A 15,546-nucleotide genomic window follows, 5' to 3' on the forward strand; every position below is an offset into this window, starting at 1 on the left:
GGCAAAGCTGCCGTTAGAGCGCCATGCAGCATCATGCAATTTGGGTTCTTTCGGCACGTTCGCTTCGTTCCACAGGAAGGTCAGCTTTACCAGTTTTTCAGGATTTGGATCAGTATTGTGCGGTACAGGTCGCACATCTCTGACGTTCCACACATGTCAGAAATCAGATTCGACGGCATTTCCATTCCGTTGTCGCGGATCGTCACAAAAGGACCGGCGCAAAACGCGCAAAGTTCTCTGCTCAAATTTGAGGGTAGATCTGCCCCACCGACGGTAAAGTTTGATGCATGCCACACGCACCGGGTCAGTTCGACCACATTCCGCAAGTTGAAAGCGCCATTCGGTGCGCTCGAAACGTCGGATACCTTGCGGCGTTTTGCAAACCGGTCAACGCGCCATATGAGGCTCGACACCAATAGCGCAGATATGAAATGAATGCGGTATGTCGATACGCGCGCATCTTACTATTTTCCTGGTCCTCCCCGCGGCACTGCTTGCGCAAGGCGAAGGGCAGTCAGAGCGTATTGCGTCGCTCCAGGCTGGCATCATATGCCCGCCTGAAACCGTCGGGTCGGCGCCAGCGCCCGGAACGCTCGCCGGAACAACCCACATTATCGACGCTGATCCGCCCTTTGTCTCGACAGAACGCAGAGTTCCGGCCGTGCTCGGGATCGGCTTTGGGATCAAGGCGACTGCGGCAGATGCGGCAGGGATCGACAATGTGACGATGGTGGTCACCCACCCGCCCATGGGCAAGACGCAGGCACAGGTACAAAGCTTCGGAACAGCGGTCAGCGGGGTCAGCACGTCGCTGACTTTCTACCAGTTCGATTACGCCTACGAGCTGGTCTATGGCACATGGGAAATGGCCGCGATCAAAGACGATCAAACGCTCTACCGGGTTCGGTTCGAAGTGGTACCACCACAGCAGGTTCCCGAACTGGCGGCGATTTGTGGATTTGAAGAACTGCTGTCGTAGGATGGGTTTTAACCCATCACCCCTCGCCGGATCAGGTTGATCCCTGCGAAGATCAACACAAACAAGGTGACGCGGCGAAACCTCTCCTGATCAAACCGGTCGCCAAGGCGAAAGCCCAGCCACATCCCCACCAAAGCCGGCAATAACAGCAGCGCCGAGAATGGCCAGGTCTGGGCATTCAGAATACCCGATTGCAAATGCCCGGCAAACAACATGACCGACCCCAGCATGTAGATCACACCCTGCACAGACATCTGCCGATCACGCGGGGTCGCAAGTGCCAACAGATACAGCACCGTCGGCGGACCCCAGGTTCCAGCCAAACCACCCAGAATACCGGCAAGCAAACCTGCCAACCACTCGAACGGACGCCGGAGCGTGGGTGCAATCCGGGGGCGCCAACCGGCGAATTGGACAATACAAAGGGCGACAACAGGGACGCCCAGAACGATAAACATCAGATCTGCTGGAATGACGCGGACAAACTGGGTTGTGATCAAGATCATCACGCATACGATCAGAATGTAACGCCAGTGCTCGGCGACGGCCTCGCGCGCCTGGCCCATACCGGCCCGGGCGACCTGCCACCCATTGCTGATCAAGATGGGAAGGATGATACCCGCCACCACCAATTGCGGGTCGATCAGGATCCCCATGCCCGACACCATCACCAAGGGCATGGCAAATCCAACCGCGCCCTTCACAAAGCCGGCCAGAACGGTGACGCCGCAAGCAAACAACAACAGTTCCGGGGCGATTATTTGGAAAACATCAGGCATATGGCGTGATACAAGCTTCACAACAGCGGCGCATCAAGGATTTACGTGCGACATTTTTGTGCTTTTTGAGGTTGTATGATGAATTATTATTGCGCTGCAACTGCGAGAGTTCTATCTCTGCACCTGCAAAAAGAGGATTCGACCCATGCCCCATGACGGACAACAGATGCCAGCAGCAAGTAACCATATCTTGCAGGACCTCCTGGATCTGACTGCAGCAGCCCTGCCAGCCGTCGATGCCGTCCTTGCCACGGCCAAATCCGCGCTTGCGGCGATGGTCACGGAAGGCGGTCGCGTGTCCGCCGGGCATCTCGAAACGCACCAGACCGCAGCCCATGGCTTTGCCTGGTTCGCCACCTATGCGCAATCCCTGCACCAGATGCAGAACTGGGCCACGCGACTGCAGGCCGCCGACAAATTTGGCGAAACAGAGCAGCTGATCCACCAGATCGCCTTTGGAGAGTACCTTTGGCAGATCTACGGTGGCATTCAGATGAACCAGGGCGAAGTTGTCCGCTTGCAGGATATCGGGCTCAGCCAGGACGATATGCGCCCGCTGATGGTGCCGGCGGTCACAACCCTGACCCAGCAAGGCAATACCCAAGCGGTCCGCACCCGCCTTGTCACATTGATGCAGGAACAGGCCGCGAATGTGACCGTTGGTGCATCAGGTCTGGACGATGAACTTGAAATGATCCGCGAACAGTTCCGGCGGTTCAGCGTCGAAAAGGTGGAACCCTACGCGCATGACTGGCATCTCAAGGATGAACTGATCCCGATGGAGGTCATTACCGAGATGGCCGAACTTGGGGTGTTTGGTCTGACAATCCCGGAAGAATACGGTGGGTTTGGCCTGTCCAAGGCATCCATGTGCGTGGTGTCCGAGGAATTGTCGCGCGGCTATATCGGGGTCGGCTCACTGGGGACACGTTCCGAAATCGCGGCCGAGCTGATTTTGTGCGGGGGCACGGACGCGCAAAAGGAAAAATGGCTGCCCGGTCTGGCAAGCGCCGAAATTCTGCCAACGGCTGTGTTCACCGAACCCAATACCGGATCCGACCTGGGCAGCCTGCGCACCCGCGCCCGCAAGGAGGGCGATGACTGGATCATCAGCGGCAACAAAACCTGGATCACCCATGCGGCACGGACCCATGTGATGACCGTATTGGCGCGCACAATACCCGACACCGACAATTACAAAGGCCTGTCGATGTTCCTGGCCGAAAAAACACCCGGCACCGATGAAGACCCCTGGCAGGATCCGGGGATCTCGGGCGGCGAGATCGAGGTTTTGGGCTATCGCGGTATGAAAGAATACACGCTGAACTTCGACGATTTCAAAGTGAAGGGTGAAAACCTATTGGGCGAGAAAGAAGGTCAAGGTTTTAAGCAGCTTATGCAGACCTTCGAAAGCGCACGCATCCAGACCGCCGCCCGCGCCATTGGCGTGGCGCAATCCGCATTGGACGAAGGGATGCGCTATGCGCAGGATCGCAAACAGTTCGGCAAGCCGCTGATCGCTTTCCCGCGTGTCTCGGGCAAGCTTGCGATGATGGCCGTCGAAATCATGGTTGCCCGGCAGCTGACCTATTTCAGTGCAAATGAAAAAGACAATGATCGCCGCTGCGACCTCGAGGCGGGGATGGCCAAACTGCTTGGCGCGCGGGTCGCCTGGGCCTGTGCGGACAACGCCTTGCAAATCCATGGCGGCAATGGTTTTGCGCTGGAATACAAGATCAGCCGCATCCTGTGCGATGCGCGTATTCTGAACATCTTCGAAGGTGCCGCCGAAATTCAGGCGCAGGTCATCGCCCGGCGTCTGCTGGACTGATCGAAAAGCGACGTAAGATGCGAGACAGATGACCCGCAGAAAACCGTGTCAAACAGTCGGTGATCTGTCTGCGCACTGCATGCAGTGTCCGCAGTCTGGCGGTCTCAAAGCCGACCGATCGCGTCCAGCAATCGACCGCGTGCGGCGCTCATCGGTCGGTCCCCGAGGCTTTTGATCAACCGGTGTTCGATGAAATGCCCCGTGGTGCGAAGGGCAGCGATGATTTCGGCATTGTCAGCATCCCCTTTGCCCGCCAAAACAGGCGGTAGGGGCAGCATGCGGTCAGCCCATTCACCTGCTCCCTCGCGGCTAACGGCCCGGCCTGATTTGGGTGAGACATAGATCAGGTCCTCATTGACCCCATGCACGGCGCAGGCAGTCAGGTCCATGCCAAAACCCATTTCTTCAAGCAAAAGCTGTTCCCAGCGCAAATAGGCCAACGGCCAGATATCCGTTTGCCCCAGCAAATCGAGAATTGCGACGGTCTGCTGATAAAGCTGCGCCTGTTCTTCACGTTCCGGCAAGACCTGGGCCAGAATGGCGCAAACCGCGTTTAGTCCCGCCAGCGACAGCCGGTCACTCATCGCCGCCGATGCCCGGCTACGTATTGGCTCAATACTGAACGCGCCAAGATGGCTATCCAACCGGGCCTTCCATGTAACCGATACTTGGGCACCCGGTTGCAAGACAGGCGCAAGCTTGCGACTGGTCCCGCCTTTGACAACGCCTGCATGGCGGCCCCGGCTGCGCGTGAAAACCTCTACGATGACGGATGTTTCACCGAAAGGACGGGTTGTCAGTATGGCGCCTTCATCGGTCCAGGTAATCATGCGGCACTATCAACGCAAAACTCAAGCGGTTGCAATGCATGGCACATCCGGACGCCTCCGGCGGGGGAGTATTTGGGGCAAGATGATATCACCTTGCCCCGGGACAAACCAAGTTCATCACCTCGCACGGCCATCGGCTCTCCAGCCTGTACCGCAGGCAGATCGTGGCGGTTTATTGTTAACGAAACCTTATCATCTTGCCGAAAATACTCCCGCCGGAGGCATCAAAGTCATTCTAACCCCGGTTCATCCAACAGGTGACGTCCCTGTTTGTCCTCAACCTCGATGACCCATAGATCCGGGTCAAAGCTTTGCTGTTTGGCAACTGACGCGTCAACTGCGGCTTCATCGCCCTCAACAAGACTGACCCATTTCCGGTCGCCCGTGATAAGATCGAAACTGCGTTGATAGCAACAGGCCTGCCCGTCAAGCGTGTTGAGCTTTATCAGAACCGCCCCGGCCGTGGGATCGCCTTTTTTGACGACAAAGGCGGGGATCGGCACCAAACGCAAACGCGCCAGATAAGCCGACACCCATATGTCGGCTGTTAGTTTCACGTGTTTCCGTCTTTGAAATCCAGACCCATTTCCGAATACCGTTCGGATTCCTCCAGCCAATTGGGTCTAACTTTGACTTTCACGAATAAATGCACCCGGCGGCCCAAGAACTCTTCCAGCTCAAGGCGGGCCGCTTTGCTGACACCCTTCACAGTCTCGCCACCTTTGCCCAGAACAATGCCCTTGTGACCGTCGCGGGCCACATAAATCAGCTGATCAATGCGGGCCGATCCGTCGGGCCGTTCCTCCCAATTCTCGGTCTCGACAGTCAGCTCATAGGGCAGTTCCTGATGCAGGCGCAGGGTCAGTTTCTCACGGGTCATTTCGGCAGCGATCATGCGCATCGGCAGGTCAGCGATCTGATCTTCGGGGTATAGGAACGGACCCTCCGGAACCTGCTGGACCAGCCAGCTACGTAACGTGTCACAGCCATGGCCACGCTCTGCCGAGATCATGAAGGTTTCGGCAAAGGGATAAGCCGCGTTCATGTCTTTGGTCAGGGCGAGCAAAACCTCGGATTTGACCTTGTCGATCTTGTTGATCGCCAGGGCCACAGGGCTTTTGCCGGCGCGTTCGGCCAGCGTATCCAGGATGGCCTTGACCCCATCGGTCATGCCGCGATGCGCCTCGATCATCAACACAACAACATCCGCATCCGCCGCACCGCCCCAGGCCGCTGCCACCATCGCCCGATCAAGCCGCCTGCGCGGCTGAAACAAGCCGGGGGTATCAATGAAGATCAGCTGCGCATTCTCTTCCATAGCGACACCACGGATGCGCGCGCGCGTGGTTTGCACCTTGTGGGTGACAATCGAAACCTTGGCGCCAACCATCCGGTTCAGCAAGGTCGACTTACCGGCATTCGGCTCGCCGATCAAAGCGACAAAACCAGCTTTGGTGGGGGCATCTGTCATGCGCTGACCTTTTTCAATAGTGCTGTTGCGGCGGCTTGTTCTGCCTGCCGTTTGGAGCCTGCGGTTGCCTGTTCCGTCGGGCCCGAGGCAAGGCGGGCCTCGATTGTGAATTCGGGTTGGTGATCGGGGCCTTTGCGGGCAATCTCGATATATTGCGGCGGGGTTTCCCCCCTTGCCTGTGCCCATTCCTGCAGGGCCGTTTTGGCATCCCGCGCGTCAGCTGCCACATTGCTGATCCGGCCACCCCATTGCGCCAATATCACCCGCCGTGCCGCATCAAACCCACCATCCTGATAGACGGCGGCAATGACCGCCTCCATCGCGTCGGCAAGCAATGCCTCTTTACGGCGGCCCCCCGATTTCATCTCGGAACGGCCAAGCTTGAGCACGGCACCCAGATCAATCTGACGGGCCACGTCTGCACATGCCTCGCGCCGGACAAGGGCGTTGTAGCGCGGGGCAAGCAGGCCTTCAGGGGCAGAGGGATCAGCATTCAGCAAAGCCTCGGCCATCACAAGGCCCAGCACCCGATCACCCAGAAATTCAAGCCGTTGATTGTCATCGCGGTGCGGGCTGACCATCGAGGAATGCGTCACCGCCCGCACCAGCAACTCCGGCGTTTCAAAACGATGCCCAAGCCGCTTGGCAAAGGCTGAGAGATCAGCAGACAGCTTCAATCCAGCGCCTTGAAGAACCGGTCACTGCGCCATGTCCAGAAGGCCAGCATCGAGCGTCCTGCTGAGGAAAAGATCACGCGGTCTGCACGGCCAACAATATCCTTGCGATCTACAAAACCAACGCCCCGGGCGGCCTGCGGAAATCGGCTATCCGTGGAATTGTCGCGGTTATCACCCATGAAGAAGAACTGATCCGCAGGCACCGTGAACACGCCCGTATTATCCGCGGCCCGGTTCCCGATATTCAGGATCGCGTGGCTGACGCCATTGGGCAGTGTTTCAATCTGGCGTTCCTTTTCACACACCGCCCCAAGGCCGACGGCGCCATTGGCGCATTGCGGCTGATTGCGAAGGGGGCCTTGGGGTTCCATGATTTCGGTGAATGTCCCGGCATCTTCAACGACAACGGCCTCATCGTTGATATAGAGCTGCCCATCCTGCATCTGGACGCGATCACCCGGCACGCCGATCAGGCGCTTGATAAAATCCCGACCTGTCACCGGATGGCGAAACACCACGATATCACCCGCCTGCGGATCGCTGCCAAAAAGCCGGTCGTCATAACCCTCGAACCAGCCGCAAAAATCCTCGGCACCGATATCAACGCCTACTTGCGGGATCCGGACCGAGGGGCAGGACGCATAGGAATAGCCATAGACCATCTTGTTGACGAACAGGAAGTCACCGATCAGCAAGGTATCCTTCATCGAACCCGACGGGATCCAGAATGGCTGGAAAAAGACCGTCCGGAAAATTCCGGCGATCACCAATGCCCAGAAAACTGTCTTGAATGTCTCGACAATACTGCCGACGAAGCCTTGTTTTTCGGCCATTCTTTGATCCTTTTTGGCGTTTGAGGCTACATGAGGCCGCGCGCGTGCCCTGTCAAGCGATGGGACGGGCCTCGATCACGACAAAGGCCTGCGCCCAAGGATGATCGTCGGTCAGCGTGACGTGGATGACAGCCTCGTGACCCGGTGGGGTCATTTTGTCCAATCTGTCTTTTGCCCACCCTGTGACATGCATCACGGGCTGACCCGTCCGCAGATTGGTGACTGACATGTCCTTCCAGGCGATCCCCATGGCCAGCCCGGTGCCCAGCGCCTTGGAACATGCCTCTTTGGCGGCCCATCGCTTTGCGTATGTGCCGGCCACGTCCTTGCGCCGCTCTGCCTTGGCCTGCTCTGTCTCGGTGAAGACCCGATTGCGGAACCTGTCACCGAACCGGTCGAGCGTCCCGGCAATCCGGTCGATATTTGCCAGATCGGTCCCAACGCCAAGGATCACGCCACCGATCCTTCTGTCAGGGCCAGATCAACGACCATGATGCCCGCCACGCCACCTGCGCAAAGCGCAACAAGCCGGGTGCCCAGCGCCTGATGCACCGGATTGACCAGATAGGCCTGCGACTGGGCCGCGTCGATGAAATGGCAAATAAACCCGTAATCATAGTCGGGTGACATGTTTTCAAAGTCCCGGTTCGGTCCATGTTCGAAATGGACAAACCCCGGCAGATCGGCCCGCAGATCGTCCAGACCGACCATCACTGATTGCAAGGCGGCTGCGTCGTGATCGGGCGCGAGGTTCAGCAGGACGATATGTCTGATCACGCGGTGACATCCTTTGCATAGATATGGCTGACGCGGTCCTCATCCACACCGCCAAGCCAGTCGAACGCACCGTCGCATGCCGCGTGATAATCCTGAATGGTCAACTTGGGAAAGCGGAAAAACTCTGGCTTCGTATTGGCCTGCTGGGCGGCAAAGATGACCCGGTCGATGCGCGCCCAGCGCATGGTGGCCAGACACATCTCGCACGGCTGACACGACGCGATAAGCGTCGCACCGGTCAGGTCGCGCGTGCCAAGTGCCGCGGTCGCACGGGCAATCGCCACAACTTCGGCGTGACGGCTGACATCGTTGGTATCCGCAGCCTCGTTCCGGGCGGTGGCGACGACCTTGCCATCCATCACGACGGCAGAGGTAAAGATGATCGATTTGCCTTCAGCCTTCAGTTGGCAGGCATGATCGGTCACAGCACGCATCGCGGCGCGCTCGACATCGGTCGGGGTGAGTTTTCCATTGGTCATCAGGGGACGATACCCATGGCGACGTCTATTAGGAAGAGAAGAACCGGCATTCTTGAGATTCATCTTCAATGGTTGGCACGTACCGGCAATCGTTGCCTTTTCCCATAGGCTCTCTCTACGCCGAGAGGACATATGGCAAAGACGAAGGCGCCATTTAACAACAAATGTTTGTCGATTTTGCGGACAGAGCGCGCTTTCGCTGCGGTTGCGGGAATGTCTACTTTTGACTAGCGAACCAATCTGGGCGGACAAGGGGATACCTAGGATGAAAATCCAACCATATTGAGTGATACATGCAAATCATATGTCGCGGCTGAACTACCCCCCCAAAGGCTGGGCCTCGCTTGCGTTATTTGAGGGCTCCTCTGCCAATCACTTGGTTGTGTCCAGTTTCTACCGGCGTTGGCACCCAGTCGAGTTAGTCGCTGCAGGGAATTTCGATCCTCATCCATTCAACGCCGCGCCTGTTGACAATTTCGCACCGGTCTCTCGATGCACCGAGCATGAGTGTTTCATCGCTTTCTTCGACCTTCAAACGACCCTCAAGTTCGGCTTTCAAAAGGTGGTTCACGTCATATGGGTCCGCGACAATTGTTACATCATAGCGGCCATCGGCAGTTTCTTCAGAGAAACGGAACATTGCAGTAATGTCTTCATAGGCTCTGTAGGTCGCCGTGGCGTTTTGTTCCCGATCATTCCAGTTTCGGCGGATGACTTCGCGGGCGTCGAAGAACGTCAACGTTTCACCTGGCTTCCAGCCGTTGACCGTTTCCGCCTCGGCCGACAGGGTAACAGTCATGCGACGCATCCGGGGGGCCAGAAGGATCATGTTGTCGCTGTCGCGGTAGTCTTTTCGCACCACGACGACTTCTGGATCAGGGTCACTTATTTTCTGGAGATTGATGCTCCCCTCTGCCTGATATCTGGCAACTTCGATGGCGTTTGCGTCGGGCAGTTCGATAAAGACGATGCCACCCGACGATCCCAATACCAAACCGGATGTTCTGCGGAGGGGCCGTGGCACGCCGTTCTCGTCCTCTACCGTGAAGGAGACGCGCGCACCTTGTAGTAAAGGCGGCAGGTGCCGGTCGACGGGGAACGGGACGGATTTGTGGTTGATGGCCACCGGCAGAAAGTCCTGTGCCTGAACGGGGCCACAAAGCGCTAGGAAAGCGAAGATACGCAACAAAAGAAGTTTCATAACTCACCGGATACTTGAACCGTATGGCAAGATAAAGGCGCACTGAAACTAGTGCAATGTGCTCCCGGTAGACTAGTGGCTTCTCGATTTGAAGAATAGAACATCTGTATCCAGATTGAGCCCGGTGCGTACTAAAAAAGCTCAATAACAGACATACAAGCACCACGCAGCATCCGACACGTTGGGCTCGAAGGCGCCCAATGGCCATGGAGCAGAAACTCGTCTTTCAAGCCTTCCCAGACCAGGTCTTTCCTTAACGCTTGCCCCCTACGCGGCCGCTTGTTTGGGGCGCAATGCGGCTCCGTCACTATTAACCCGTGATCCCATCGGTCTGTGGCAGCGGGTTTGCTGTTGTTACGTTCTCGGGCCGTCGTTTTTCGTAGAAGGCGTTGCCGCCCGCCGTCACGACATAGTGGATGTTGTTGAAATTGGCGTCGTACCACGCGGCGTGAAAAAACCGTGCACCCCCGACATTCGGGTGGCGTTCGCCCGCCAGCACCGCAGATGCCGAGGCCCTCGCCAATGCCTGGCCCTGACCGTTCATTGACCTGCTCATCACACCGGGCGCGAACTGGTTTTTCTGGCTGACCACAGTGCAGACAGTGTTGGGAAAGTCGTCAGACGCGACCCGGTTCATCACGACGCTGCCCACCGCGATCATCCCGTCCCGGCTGGACCGGTTGGATTCGAAATACATCGCGCGGGCCATGCAATTGATGTCAGAAGCGGACGCCACCATCTTTTCCGACGGCGATTGGCGTGCGCATCCGGCAAGACCGCACGCAGCCACCAGCGCGAGGATGAGGACCGTTTTGGACTTTGGGGCCTGCAATTGGAATACTCCCTTATCGTGCCGCATGGTGGTCGCCCCCTCTGTCACCCGCGTGCCGCGTCCATACGTGCGCGCATTTCCTGGATTGCCGGGCCAAGGCCACGGAAGATCGCCTCACCCATGATAAAGTGTCCGATGTTCAGTTCCATCACCTCTGGCAGCGCCGCGATAGGCCCCACGCTGTCATAGGTCAGACCGTGCCCGACATGGACCTCGAGCCCCAGTTCGTGTCCGTAGGTCGCCATTTCAGTGATTTTCGCCAGCTCGCTGTCGCGTTCATCCCAGCGCCCTTCGGCCCAAGCATCTGCATAGGCGCCCGCGTGCAGTTCGATGATATCGGCACCGATCCGCGCCGAGGCTGCGACCTGCGCCTTGTCTGCTGCCACAAACAGCGACACCCGCGTACCTGCATCCTGAAACGGTTTGATGTAGTGGACCAGCGCATTGTCCTGCATCGCAACCTCCAGCCCGCCTTCGGTTGTGCGTTCTTCCCGCTTTTCGGGCACAAGGCAGACCGCATGCGGCCGGGTGCGCAGGGCGATGGCCTGCATTTCATCGGTCGCAGCCATCTCAAAATTCAGGGGGATGTTGATCGCTGATTTCAGCCCTTCCATATCCTCATCCCGGATATGGCGGCGGTCTTCGCGCAGATGGGCTGTGATGCCATCCGCACCCGCCTCTTGCGCCATAATGGCCGCACGCACAGGGTCAGGGTTATCGCCACCGCGCGCGTTCCGCACCGTGGCAACATGGTCGATATTGACACCAAGACGCAACCTGTTGGTCATCCAAAGCCCCCTTTTTCGCTGCCTCAAACTAGCGCGCTGATCAGGGCGCGTCATCCACCGCGCGTGTCTTTTTTTTCAACTGGTCGAGTTTTGCGCGCAGTGCCTTTTGACGCCGTTTTTGATAGGCGGTGATCAGGGGAACCGAAAGGTAGTAACTTGCCGTTCCGCAAATCACACCCGGCAAAACGCCACCAATCATATACGGGTAAAAGACCTCGCGATAGAAATTACGCAGCCCGCGCCAATCGGCCATTTCGGGCGTAAACATCGCCGTGAAATTGTGCCAGAGATCATAGAACGCGTTGGAAAACTGGCACCCAAGTCCGCAAATGCGTGGTGTATCCACCGTTTCAAAACCCAATAGCCCCGCATTGAATGGAATGCCCAACATCCAATACCCTGTCCCCAATGCAGCAACGGCAATTGGAATATATGTCAGCGGATTCCCAAAGAACGTGCCCAGCAACGCGGCAAGGATGTTGCCGCGCATCAAACGGGCGATGATTGCGGCGATAACGAAATGAAGCCCATAGAATGGGGTGAAGCTGGTAAAGACACCGGCGGCGATGCCGCGGGATATCTTTTCCGGGGTATCCGGCAATCGGCGCAACCGATGTTTGACATATTGCGCTGCCCGGCCCCAACCGCCGCGAGGATAGATGAAATCGACCACGATCTTCCAGATCGGTCGCCTATCCCTCCGCTTGAATACCAATACTTGTTTCCCTTTCCGCGCTGGCCAGACCAGGATCACGATGCCGTCTGATTGACGACACGTTGCTTTCCGCCTCTAACGCGGTGATGACACGGTGCAGATGTTCTGCGTCCCGCAGGTCAACGTCGATCAGTAGCCTATAGTAGTCCGGTTTCCGGTCGATGAATCGCAGATCAGAGATATTGGCGTTCTGCTCACCGATCAATGTGCAGATGCGCCCCAAGACCCCAGAATCATTTGTGATTGTTGCATCAAAGCTTACCGTGTTAACCGGTTTGTGGGTTCCTTCGTGCCAGCGCAGGTCGATCCAGCGCTCTGGCTGGGCCTCGTATTCGGCAAGAACCTCGCAGTCGATGGCATGCACCATGACGCCCTGACCGCGAAAGGTGATCCCCAGAATACGCTCACCCGGCACGGGCTGGCAGCAGGGGGCGCGGCGCTGGCTTTGCTCTGGCCCGAGGCCAACCACCGCGCGCCCCTGATCAATGCCCTCGCCCTCGCGGCTTTCCAGTTCCGGATAGATGGCGCGCACAACCTCACGGCCCGTCAATTCTGCGCTACCCAAACGGGCAAGCAGCTCTGTCACATTTTCAATCGCAAGCGCCTTGGCTGCCGTGCGCAGGGCTTTCTCGGTGGATTTCTTGCCAACATTCTCAAAGGCGACCCGCGCAAGCTCGCGCCCCAGTCGGACAAAACGCTCGCGGTCTTCTTCGCGTAACGACCGGCGGATCGCGGTCTTTGCGCGCCCGGTGACGGCAATGTCGATCCATGTAGCCTGCGGGGTCTGTCCCTCGGCAGTGATCACATCCACGGACTGGCCGTTCTTCAGACGGGTCCAAAGCGGCACGCGCAGCCCGTCAACCTTGGCACCCACGCAGGCCGACCCGATCCGGGTGTGGATTGCATAGGCAAAGTCGATCGGGGTGGCGCCACGCGGCAGCTTGATCACATCACCCTTTGGCGTGAAGCAGAACACCTGATCGGTATACATCTCAAGCTTCACGGCTTCGAGGAACTCATCATGATCCTGATCGTCGTCTAGACGCTCGGTCAGGGATGAAATCCAGTGGACGGGATCAACGGCAAACCGGTTCTCGACCCGCTCTCCGTTCTTGTAGGACCAATGGGCAGCCACTCCGGTTTCGGCGACCTCGTGCATTTCGCGGGTTCTGATCTGCACCTCGACCCGCTTGCCATCACGGCCCGACACGGTTGTATGGATGGACCGGTAGCCGTTGGATTTTGGCTGGCTGATATAATCCTTGAACCGGCCGGGCACGGCCCGCCAGCGTTGGTGAATGGCACCCAGTATGCGGTAGCAGTCAACCTCTGTCGCAGCGATCACGCGAAACCCGTAGATATCAGACAGACGGCTGAAACCCTGGTCTTTCTGCTGCATCTTGCGCCAGATCGAATAGGGTTTCTTGGCACGGCCGATAACATCTGCCTGAATGCTCGCCTTTTCCAGCTCGACGCGCATATCGGCGGTGATCTTTTGCACCACATCGCCGGCCTCGCGCTGCAAGGTGATAAAGCGGCGAATGATCGAGTTGCGGCCCTCGGGGTTCAGAACCCGAAAGGACAGATCCTCTAGTTCTTCGCGCATCCACTGCATACCCATGCGGCCAGCCAACGGGGCATAGATATCCATGGTTTCGCGGGCTTTCTGGGCCTGCTTTTCAGGGCGCATCGACTTGATCGTGCGCATATTGTGCAACCGGTCAGCCAGTTTCACCAATGTCACGCGAAGATCACGGCTGGTCGCCATAAACAGCTTGCGGAAATTCTCGGCCTGTTTGGTCTCGGTCGAGTTCAGCTGCAAATTGGTAAGCTTGGTCACACCATCAACCAGCTCGGCAATCTCGCGGCTGAAACGTTTCTCGACCTGCGCGAAAGAGGCCTTGGTGTCCTCAATCGTATCATGCAGCAGGGCCGTAATAATGGCCGCATCATCCATCTGCTGATCGGCAAGAATACAGGCGACGGCAACGGGATGGGTGAAATACGGCTCCCCGGAATGGCGGAACTGGCCGTCATGCATTTCCGCGCCAAACGCAAAAGCGTCGCGCAGCATGACCTCATTCGAGCGGGGGTTGTAGTTGCGGACCAGCGAGATCAGATCATCAGCAGTCGTCATCTGGTCCGGCGCCTTCGGTTTTGTGGCCGGTCTTGCGGCCTTATCGCTGTCCTTGCGCGTCCATAAGCGCGCGCAGCAGTTTCTCTTCCGACATATCGTCTTCGACAGGTTTGTCGGTTTCCGCGCCCATCAGCAAGGACATGCTGTCCTCTTCCGGCTCGTCCACCTCAATCTGGGTCTGGTTCGCCTCGATCATGCGCTCGCGCAGATCATCGGCCTGCTGGGTTTCTTCGGCAATCTCGCGTAAGGAAACGACAGGGTTCTTGTCATTGTCGCGTGACACCGTGATCGGCGCACCGGCAGAGATTTCGCGGGCGCGATGGGCCGCCAACATCACCAAATCAAAACGATTTGGAACTTTATCGACGCAATCTTCTACGGTGACGCGAGCCATATGCGATCTCCACTGGGAATCTGACTAAGGTTGAAGTCGGGTCTTTAGGGCTTTTGCGCGTTGTTGGCAAGGGGGAATGGGCCGCCGATCCTCTGCGTCATTCCCATCTGCAACTGGGGCCATGGCCCAGAAAACCGCAGGCAACCCATAACCCGCGTGGTTTACCAACCTGCACCTTGTGATCACTCAACAGGGGACAACTGGCGCGCGCTCTGTCTCCGGGCGGGTGGCAAGCATTTGGGCAGTGGTCCGGCCCAATATCGGGTGGCGCCAGTCGGCGGCGACATCCATCAACGGGACCAGAACAAAGGACCTGTCCTGCACCCTGGGATGCGGCAGAACAAGGGTATCAGGCGCAATCTGCTGCTGGCGCTCAGGCGGCAGGTCGCGCCAAAGGGTCTGGGTGGCGGCATCGGGCAGCACACAATCAGCAACCGCGACAAGATCCAGATCCAGCGTCCGCTGACCCCACCTTACGTCACGACGCCGGGCGGCCTGCCCTTCGATATCGTGCAGCTTGGCAAGAATTTGCGCGGGATCACAGGGGCTTTCAAATGCCATCGCAGCATTCACATAATCCGGGCCAGCGCCTTCCGGAAAGGCCGGGCTTTTGTACAAACGGCTTTGATTTGCAGGCTCTTCAGACCATGCAATCAGCAAATTCATAGCCTTTTGGACAGTTTCCTTTGCGTCACCCCAAATGGAATTCTCGTTACTTCCTAAAGCGATAAGCACCAACCGGCTTTTTGTTGCCATTTTCTTTACTTGCCTCATGCGGGGAAAGCCGTACATTACCGAAAGTCTTGCATCCATCAACCACTCA

General features: G+C 57.7%; 18 protein-coding genes. 2 read left to right on the forward strand and 16 right to left on the reverse strand.

Features of this window, described 5'->3' with window-relative positions:
- Positions 1-442 precede the first annotated feature (442 nt).
- A complete protein-coding gene (locus AABB31_RS12035) occupies positions 443-979 on the forward strand; it encodes a DUF3859 domain-containing protein (RefSeq protein ID WP_342077906.1) in 537 nt (178 codons plus the stop codon).
- An 8-nt stretch (positions 980-987) separates the two neighbouring features.
- Here the strand turns inward: AABB31_RS12035 and AABB31_RS12040 are convergent, their stop codons facing one another.
- Positions 988-1,758 (reverse strand): sulfite exporter TauE/SafE family protein, encoded by a 771-nt coding sequence (locus AABB31_RS12040; RefSeq protein ID WP_342077905.1) that lies wholly within the window; start codon positions 1,756-1,758, stop codon positions 988-990.
- Between the two features lie 145 nt (positions 1,759-1,903).
- Here AABB31_RS12040 and AABB31_RS12045 point away from each other — a divergent pair, with 145 nt between their 5' ends.
- Positions 1,904-3,589: an acyl-CoA dehydrogenase family protein gene (locus AABB31_RS12045; RefSeq protein ID WP_342077904.1), complete on the forward strand. Its 1,686-nt coding sequence runs from the start codon at positions 1,904-1,906 to the stop codon at positions 3,587-3,589.
- 104 nt (positions 3,590-3,693) lie between these two features.
- Here the strand turns inward: AABB31_RS12045 and recO are convergent, their stop codons facing one another.
- From recO to folK, 15 genes are all read right to left on the reverse strand, one after another.
- Entirely contained in the window at positions 3,694-4,419 is a 726-nt protein-coding gene (gene recO, locus AABB31_RS12050) for a DNA repair protein RecO (protein WP_342077903.1), read from the reverse strand.
- Between the two features lie 230 nt (positions 4,420-4,649).
- Positions 4,650-4,976, reverse strand: coding sequence for a DUF1491 family protein (locus AABB31_RS12055; RefSeq protein ID WP_342077902.1), 327 nt, complete (start codon positions 4,974-4,976; stop codon positions 4,650-4,652).
- A complete protein-coding gene (gene era, locus AABB31_RS12060; RefSeq protein ID WP_373634784.1) occupies positions 4,973-5,890 on the reverse strand; it encodes a GTPase Era in 918 nt (305 codons plus the stop codon). The genes AABB31_RS12055 and era overlap by 4 nt, the downstream gene beginning before the upstream one ends.
- On the reverse strand, positions 5,887-6,567 hold the full coding sequence (rnc, locus tag AABB31_RS12065) for a ribonuclease III (protein WP_373634785.1): 681 nt from the start codon (positions 6,565-6,567) through the stop codon (positions 5,887-5,889). Before rnc ends, era begins: the two co-directional genes overlap by 4 nt.
- Complete coding sequence (lepB, locus tag AABB31_RS12070) at positions 6,564-7,400, reverse strand: signal peptidase I (protein ID WP_342077901.1); 837 nt, start codon at positions 7,398-7,400, stop codon at positions 6,564-6,566. The genes rnc and lepB overlap by 4 nt, the downstream gene beginning before the upstream one ends.
- A gap of 52 nt (positions 7,401-7,452) precedes the next feature.
- Positions 7,453-7,854: a holo-ACP synthase gene (acpS, locus tag AABB31_RS12075; protein WP_342077900.1), complete on the reverse strand. Its 402-nt coding sequence runs from the start codon at positions 7,852-7,854 to the stop codon at positions 7,453-7,455.
- Positions 7,851-8,177 (reverse strand): Dabb family protein, encoded by a 327-nt coding sequence (locus AABB31_RS12080; protein ID WP_342077899.1) that lies wholly within the window; start codon positions 8,175-8,177, stop codon positions 7,851-7,853. Before AABB31_RS12080 ends, acpS begins: the two co-directional genes overlap by 4 nt.
- Complete coding sequence (locus AABB31_RS12085; protein WP_342077898.1) at positions 8,174-8,656, reverse strand: nucleoside deaminase; 483 nt, start codon at positions 8,654-8,656, stop codon at positions 8,174-8,176. The genes AABB31_RS12080 and AABB31_RS12085 overlap by 4 nt, the downstream gene beginning before the upstream one ends.
- A gap of 418 nt (positions 8,657-9,074) precedes the next feature.
- Complete coding sequence (locus AABB31_RS12090) at positions 9,075-9,857, reverse strand: hypothetical protein (RefSeq protein WP_342077897.1); 783 nt, start codon at positions 9,855-9,857, stop codon at positions 9,075-9,077.
- A 310-nt stretch (positions 9,858-10,167) separates the two neighbouring features.
- Entirely contained in the window at positions 10,168-10,716 is a 549-nt protein-coding gene (locus AABB31_RS12095) for a cell wall hydrolase (RefSeq protein WP_373634786.1), read from the reverse strand.
- A 17-nt stretch (positions 10,717-10,733) separates the two neighbouring features.
- Positions 10,734-11,477 (reverse strand): pyridoxine 5'-phosphate synthase, encoded by a 744-nt coding sequence (locus AABB31_RS12100; protein WP_342077895.1) that lies wholly within the window; start codon positions 11,475-11,477, stop codon positions 10,734-10,736.
- A gap of 40 nt (positions 11,478-11,517) precedes the next feature.
- On the reverse strand, positions 11,518-12,192 hold the full coding sequence (locus tag AABB31_RS12105) for a DUF2062 domain-containing protein (RefSeq protein WP_373634787.1): 675 nt from the start codon (positions 12,190-12,192) through the stop codon (positions 11,518-11,520).
- Positions 12,170-14,329, reverse strand: coding sequence for a bifunctional (p)ppGpp synthetase/guanosine-3',5'-bis(diphosphate) 3'-pyrophosphohydrolase (locus tag AABB31_RS12110; RefSeq protein ID WP_342077893.1), 2,160 nt, complete (start codon positions 14,327-14,329; stop codon positions 12,170-12,172). The genes AABB31_RS12105 and AABB31_RS12110 overlap by 23 nt, the downstream gene beginning before the upstream one ends.
- Positions 14,330-14,369: 40 nt before the next feature.
- A complete protein-coding gene (gene rpoZ / locus AABB31_RS12115; protein WP_342077892.1) occupies positions 14,370-14,723 on the reverse strand; it encodes a DNA-directed RNA polymerase subunit omega in 354 nt (117 codons plus the stop codon).
- Between the two features lie 186 nt (positions 14,724-14,909).
- Positions 14,910-15,536 (reverse strand): 2-amino-4-hydroxy-6-hydroxymethyldihydropteridine diphosphokinase, encoded by a 627-nt coding sequence (gene folK, locus AABB31_RS12120; RefSeq protein WP_373634788.1) that lies wholly within the window; start codon positions 15,534-15,536, stop codon positions 14,910-14,912.
- Positions 15,537-15,546: the final 10 nt, after the last annotated feature.

It is taken from the genome of Yoonia sp. SS1-5 (genome assembly GCF_038443705.2).
Lineage (GTDB): Bacteria > Pseudomonadota > Alphaproteobacteria > Rhodobacterales > Rhodobacteraceae > Yoonia > Yoonia rhodophyticola.

Excerpts from the sequence above, each read along its gene's own strand:
- AABB31_RS12035 (WP_342077906.1), top strand. The coding sequence starts at position 443 with ATGTCGATACGCGCGCATCTTACTATTTTCCTGGTCCTCCCCGCGGCA.
- AABB31_RS12040 (WP_342077905.1), bottom strand. The coding sequence starts at position 1,758 with ATGCCTGATGTTTTCCAAATAATCGCCCCGGAACTGTTGTTGTTTGCT.
- AABB31_RS12045 (WP_342077904.1), top strand. The coding sequence starts at position 1,904 with ATGCCCCATGACGGACAACAGATGCCAGCAGCAAGTAACCATATCTTG.
- recO (WP_342077903.1), bottom strand. The coding sequence starts at position 4,419 with ATGATTACCTGGACCGATGAAGGCGCCATACTGACAACCCGTCCTTTC.
- era (WP_373634784.1), bottom strand. The coding sequence starts at position 5,890 with ATGACAGATGCCCCCACCAAAGCTGGTTTTGTCGCTTTGATCGGCGAG.
- lepB (WP_342077901.1), bottom strand. The coding sequence starts at position 7,400 with ATGGCCGAAAAACAAGGCTTCGTCGGCAGTATTGTCGAGACATTCAAG.
- AABB31_RS12085 (WP_342077898.1), bottom strand. The coding sequence starts at position 8,656 with ATGACCAATGGAAAACTCACCCCGACCGATGTCGAGCGCGCCGCGATG.
- AABB31_RS12090 (WP_342077897.1), bottom strand. The coding sequence starts at position 9,857 with ATGAAACTTCTTTTGTTGCGTATCTTCGCTTTCCTAGCGCTTTGTGGC.
- AABB31_RS12095 (WP_373634786.1), bottom strand. The coding sequence starts at position 10,716 with ATGCGGCACGATAAGGGAGTATTCCAATTGCAGGCCCCAAAGTCCAAA.
- AABB31_RS12100 (WP_342077895.1), bottom strand. The coding sequence starts at position 11,477 with ATGACCAACAGGTTGCGTCTTGGTGTCAATATCGACCATGTTGCCACG.
- AABB31_RS12110 (WP_342077893.1), bottom strand. The coding sequence starts at position 14,329 with ATGACGACTGCTGATGATCTGATCTCGCTGGTCCGCAACTACAACCCC.
- rpoZ (WP_342077892.1), bottom strand. The coding sequence starts at position 14,723 with ATGGCTCGCGTCACCGTAGAAGATTGCGTCGATAAAGTTCCAAATCGT.
- folK (WP_373634788.1), bottom strand. The coding sequence starts at position 15,536 with ATGGATGCAAGACTTTCGGTAATGTACGGCTTTCCCCGCATGAGGCAA.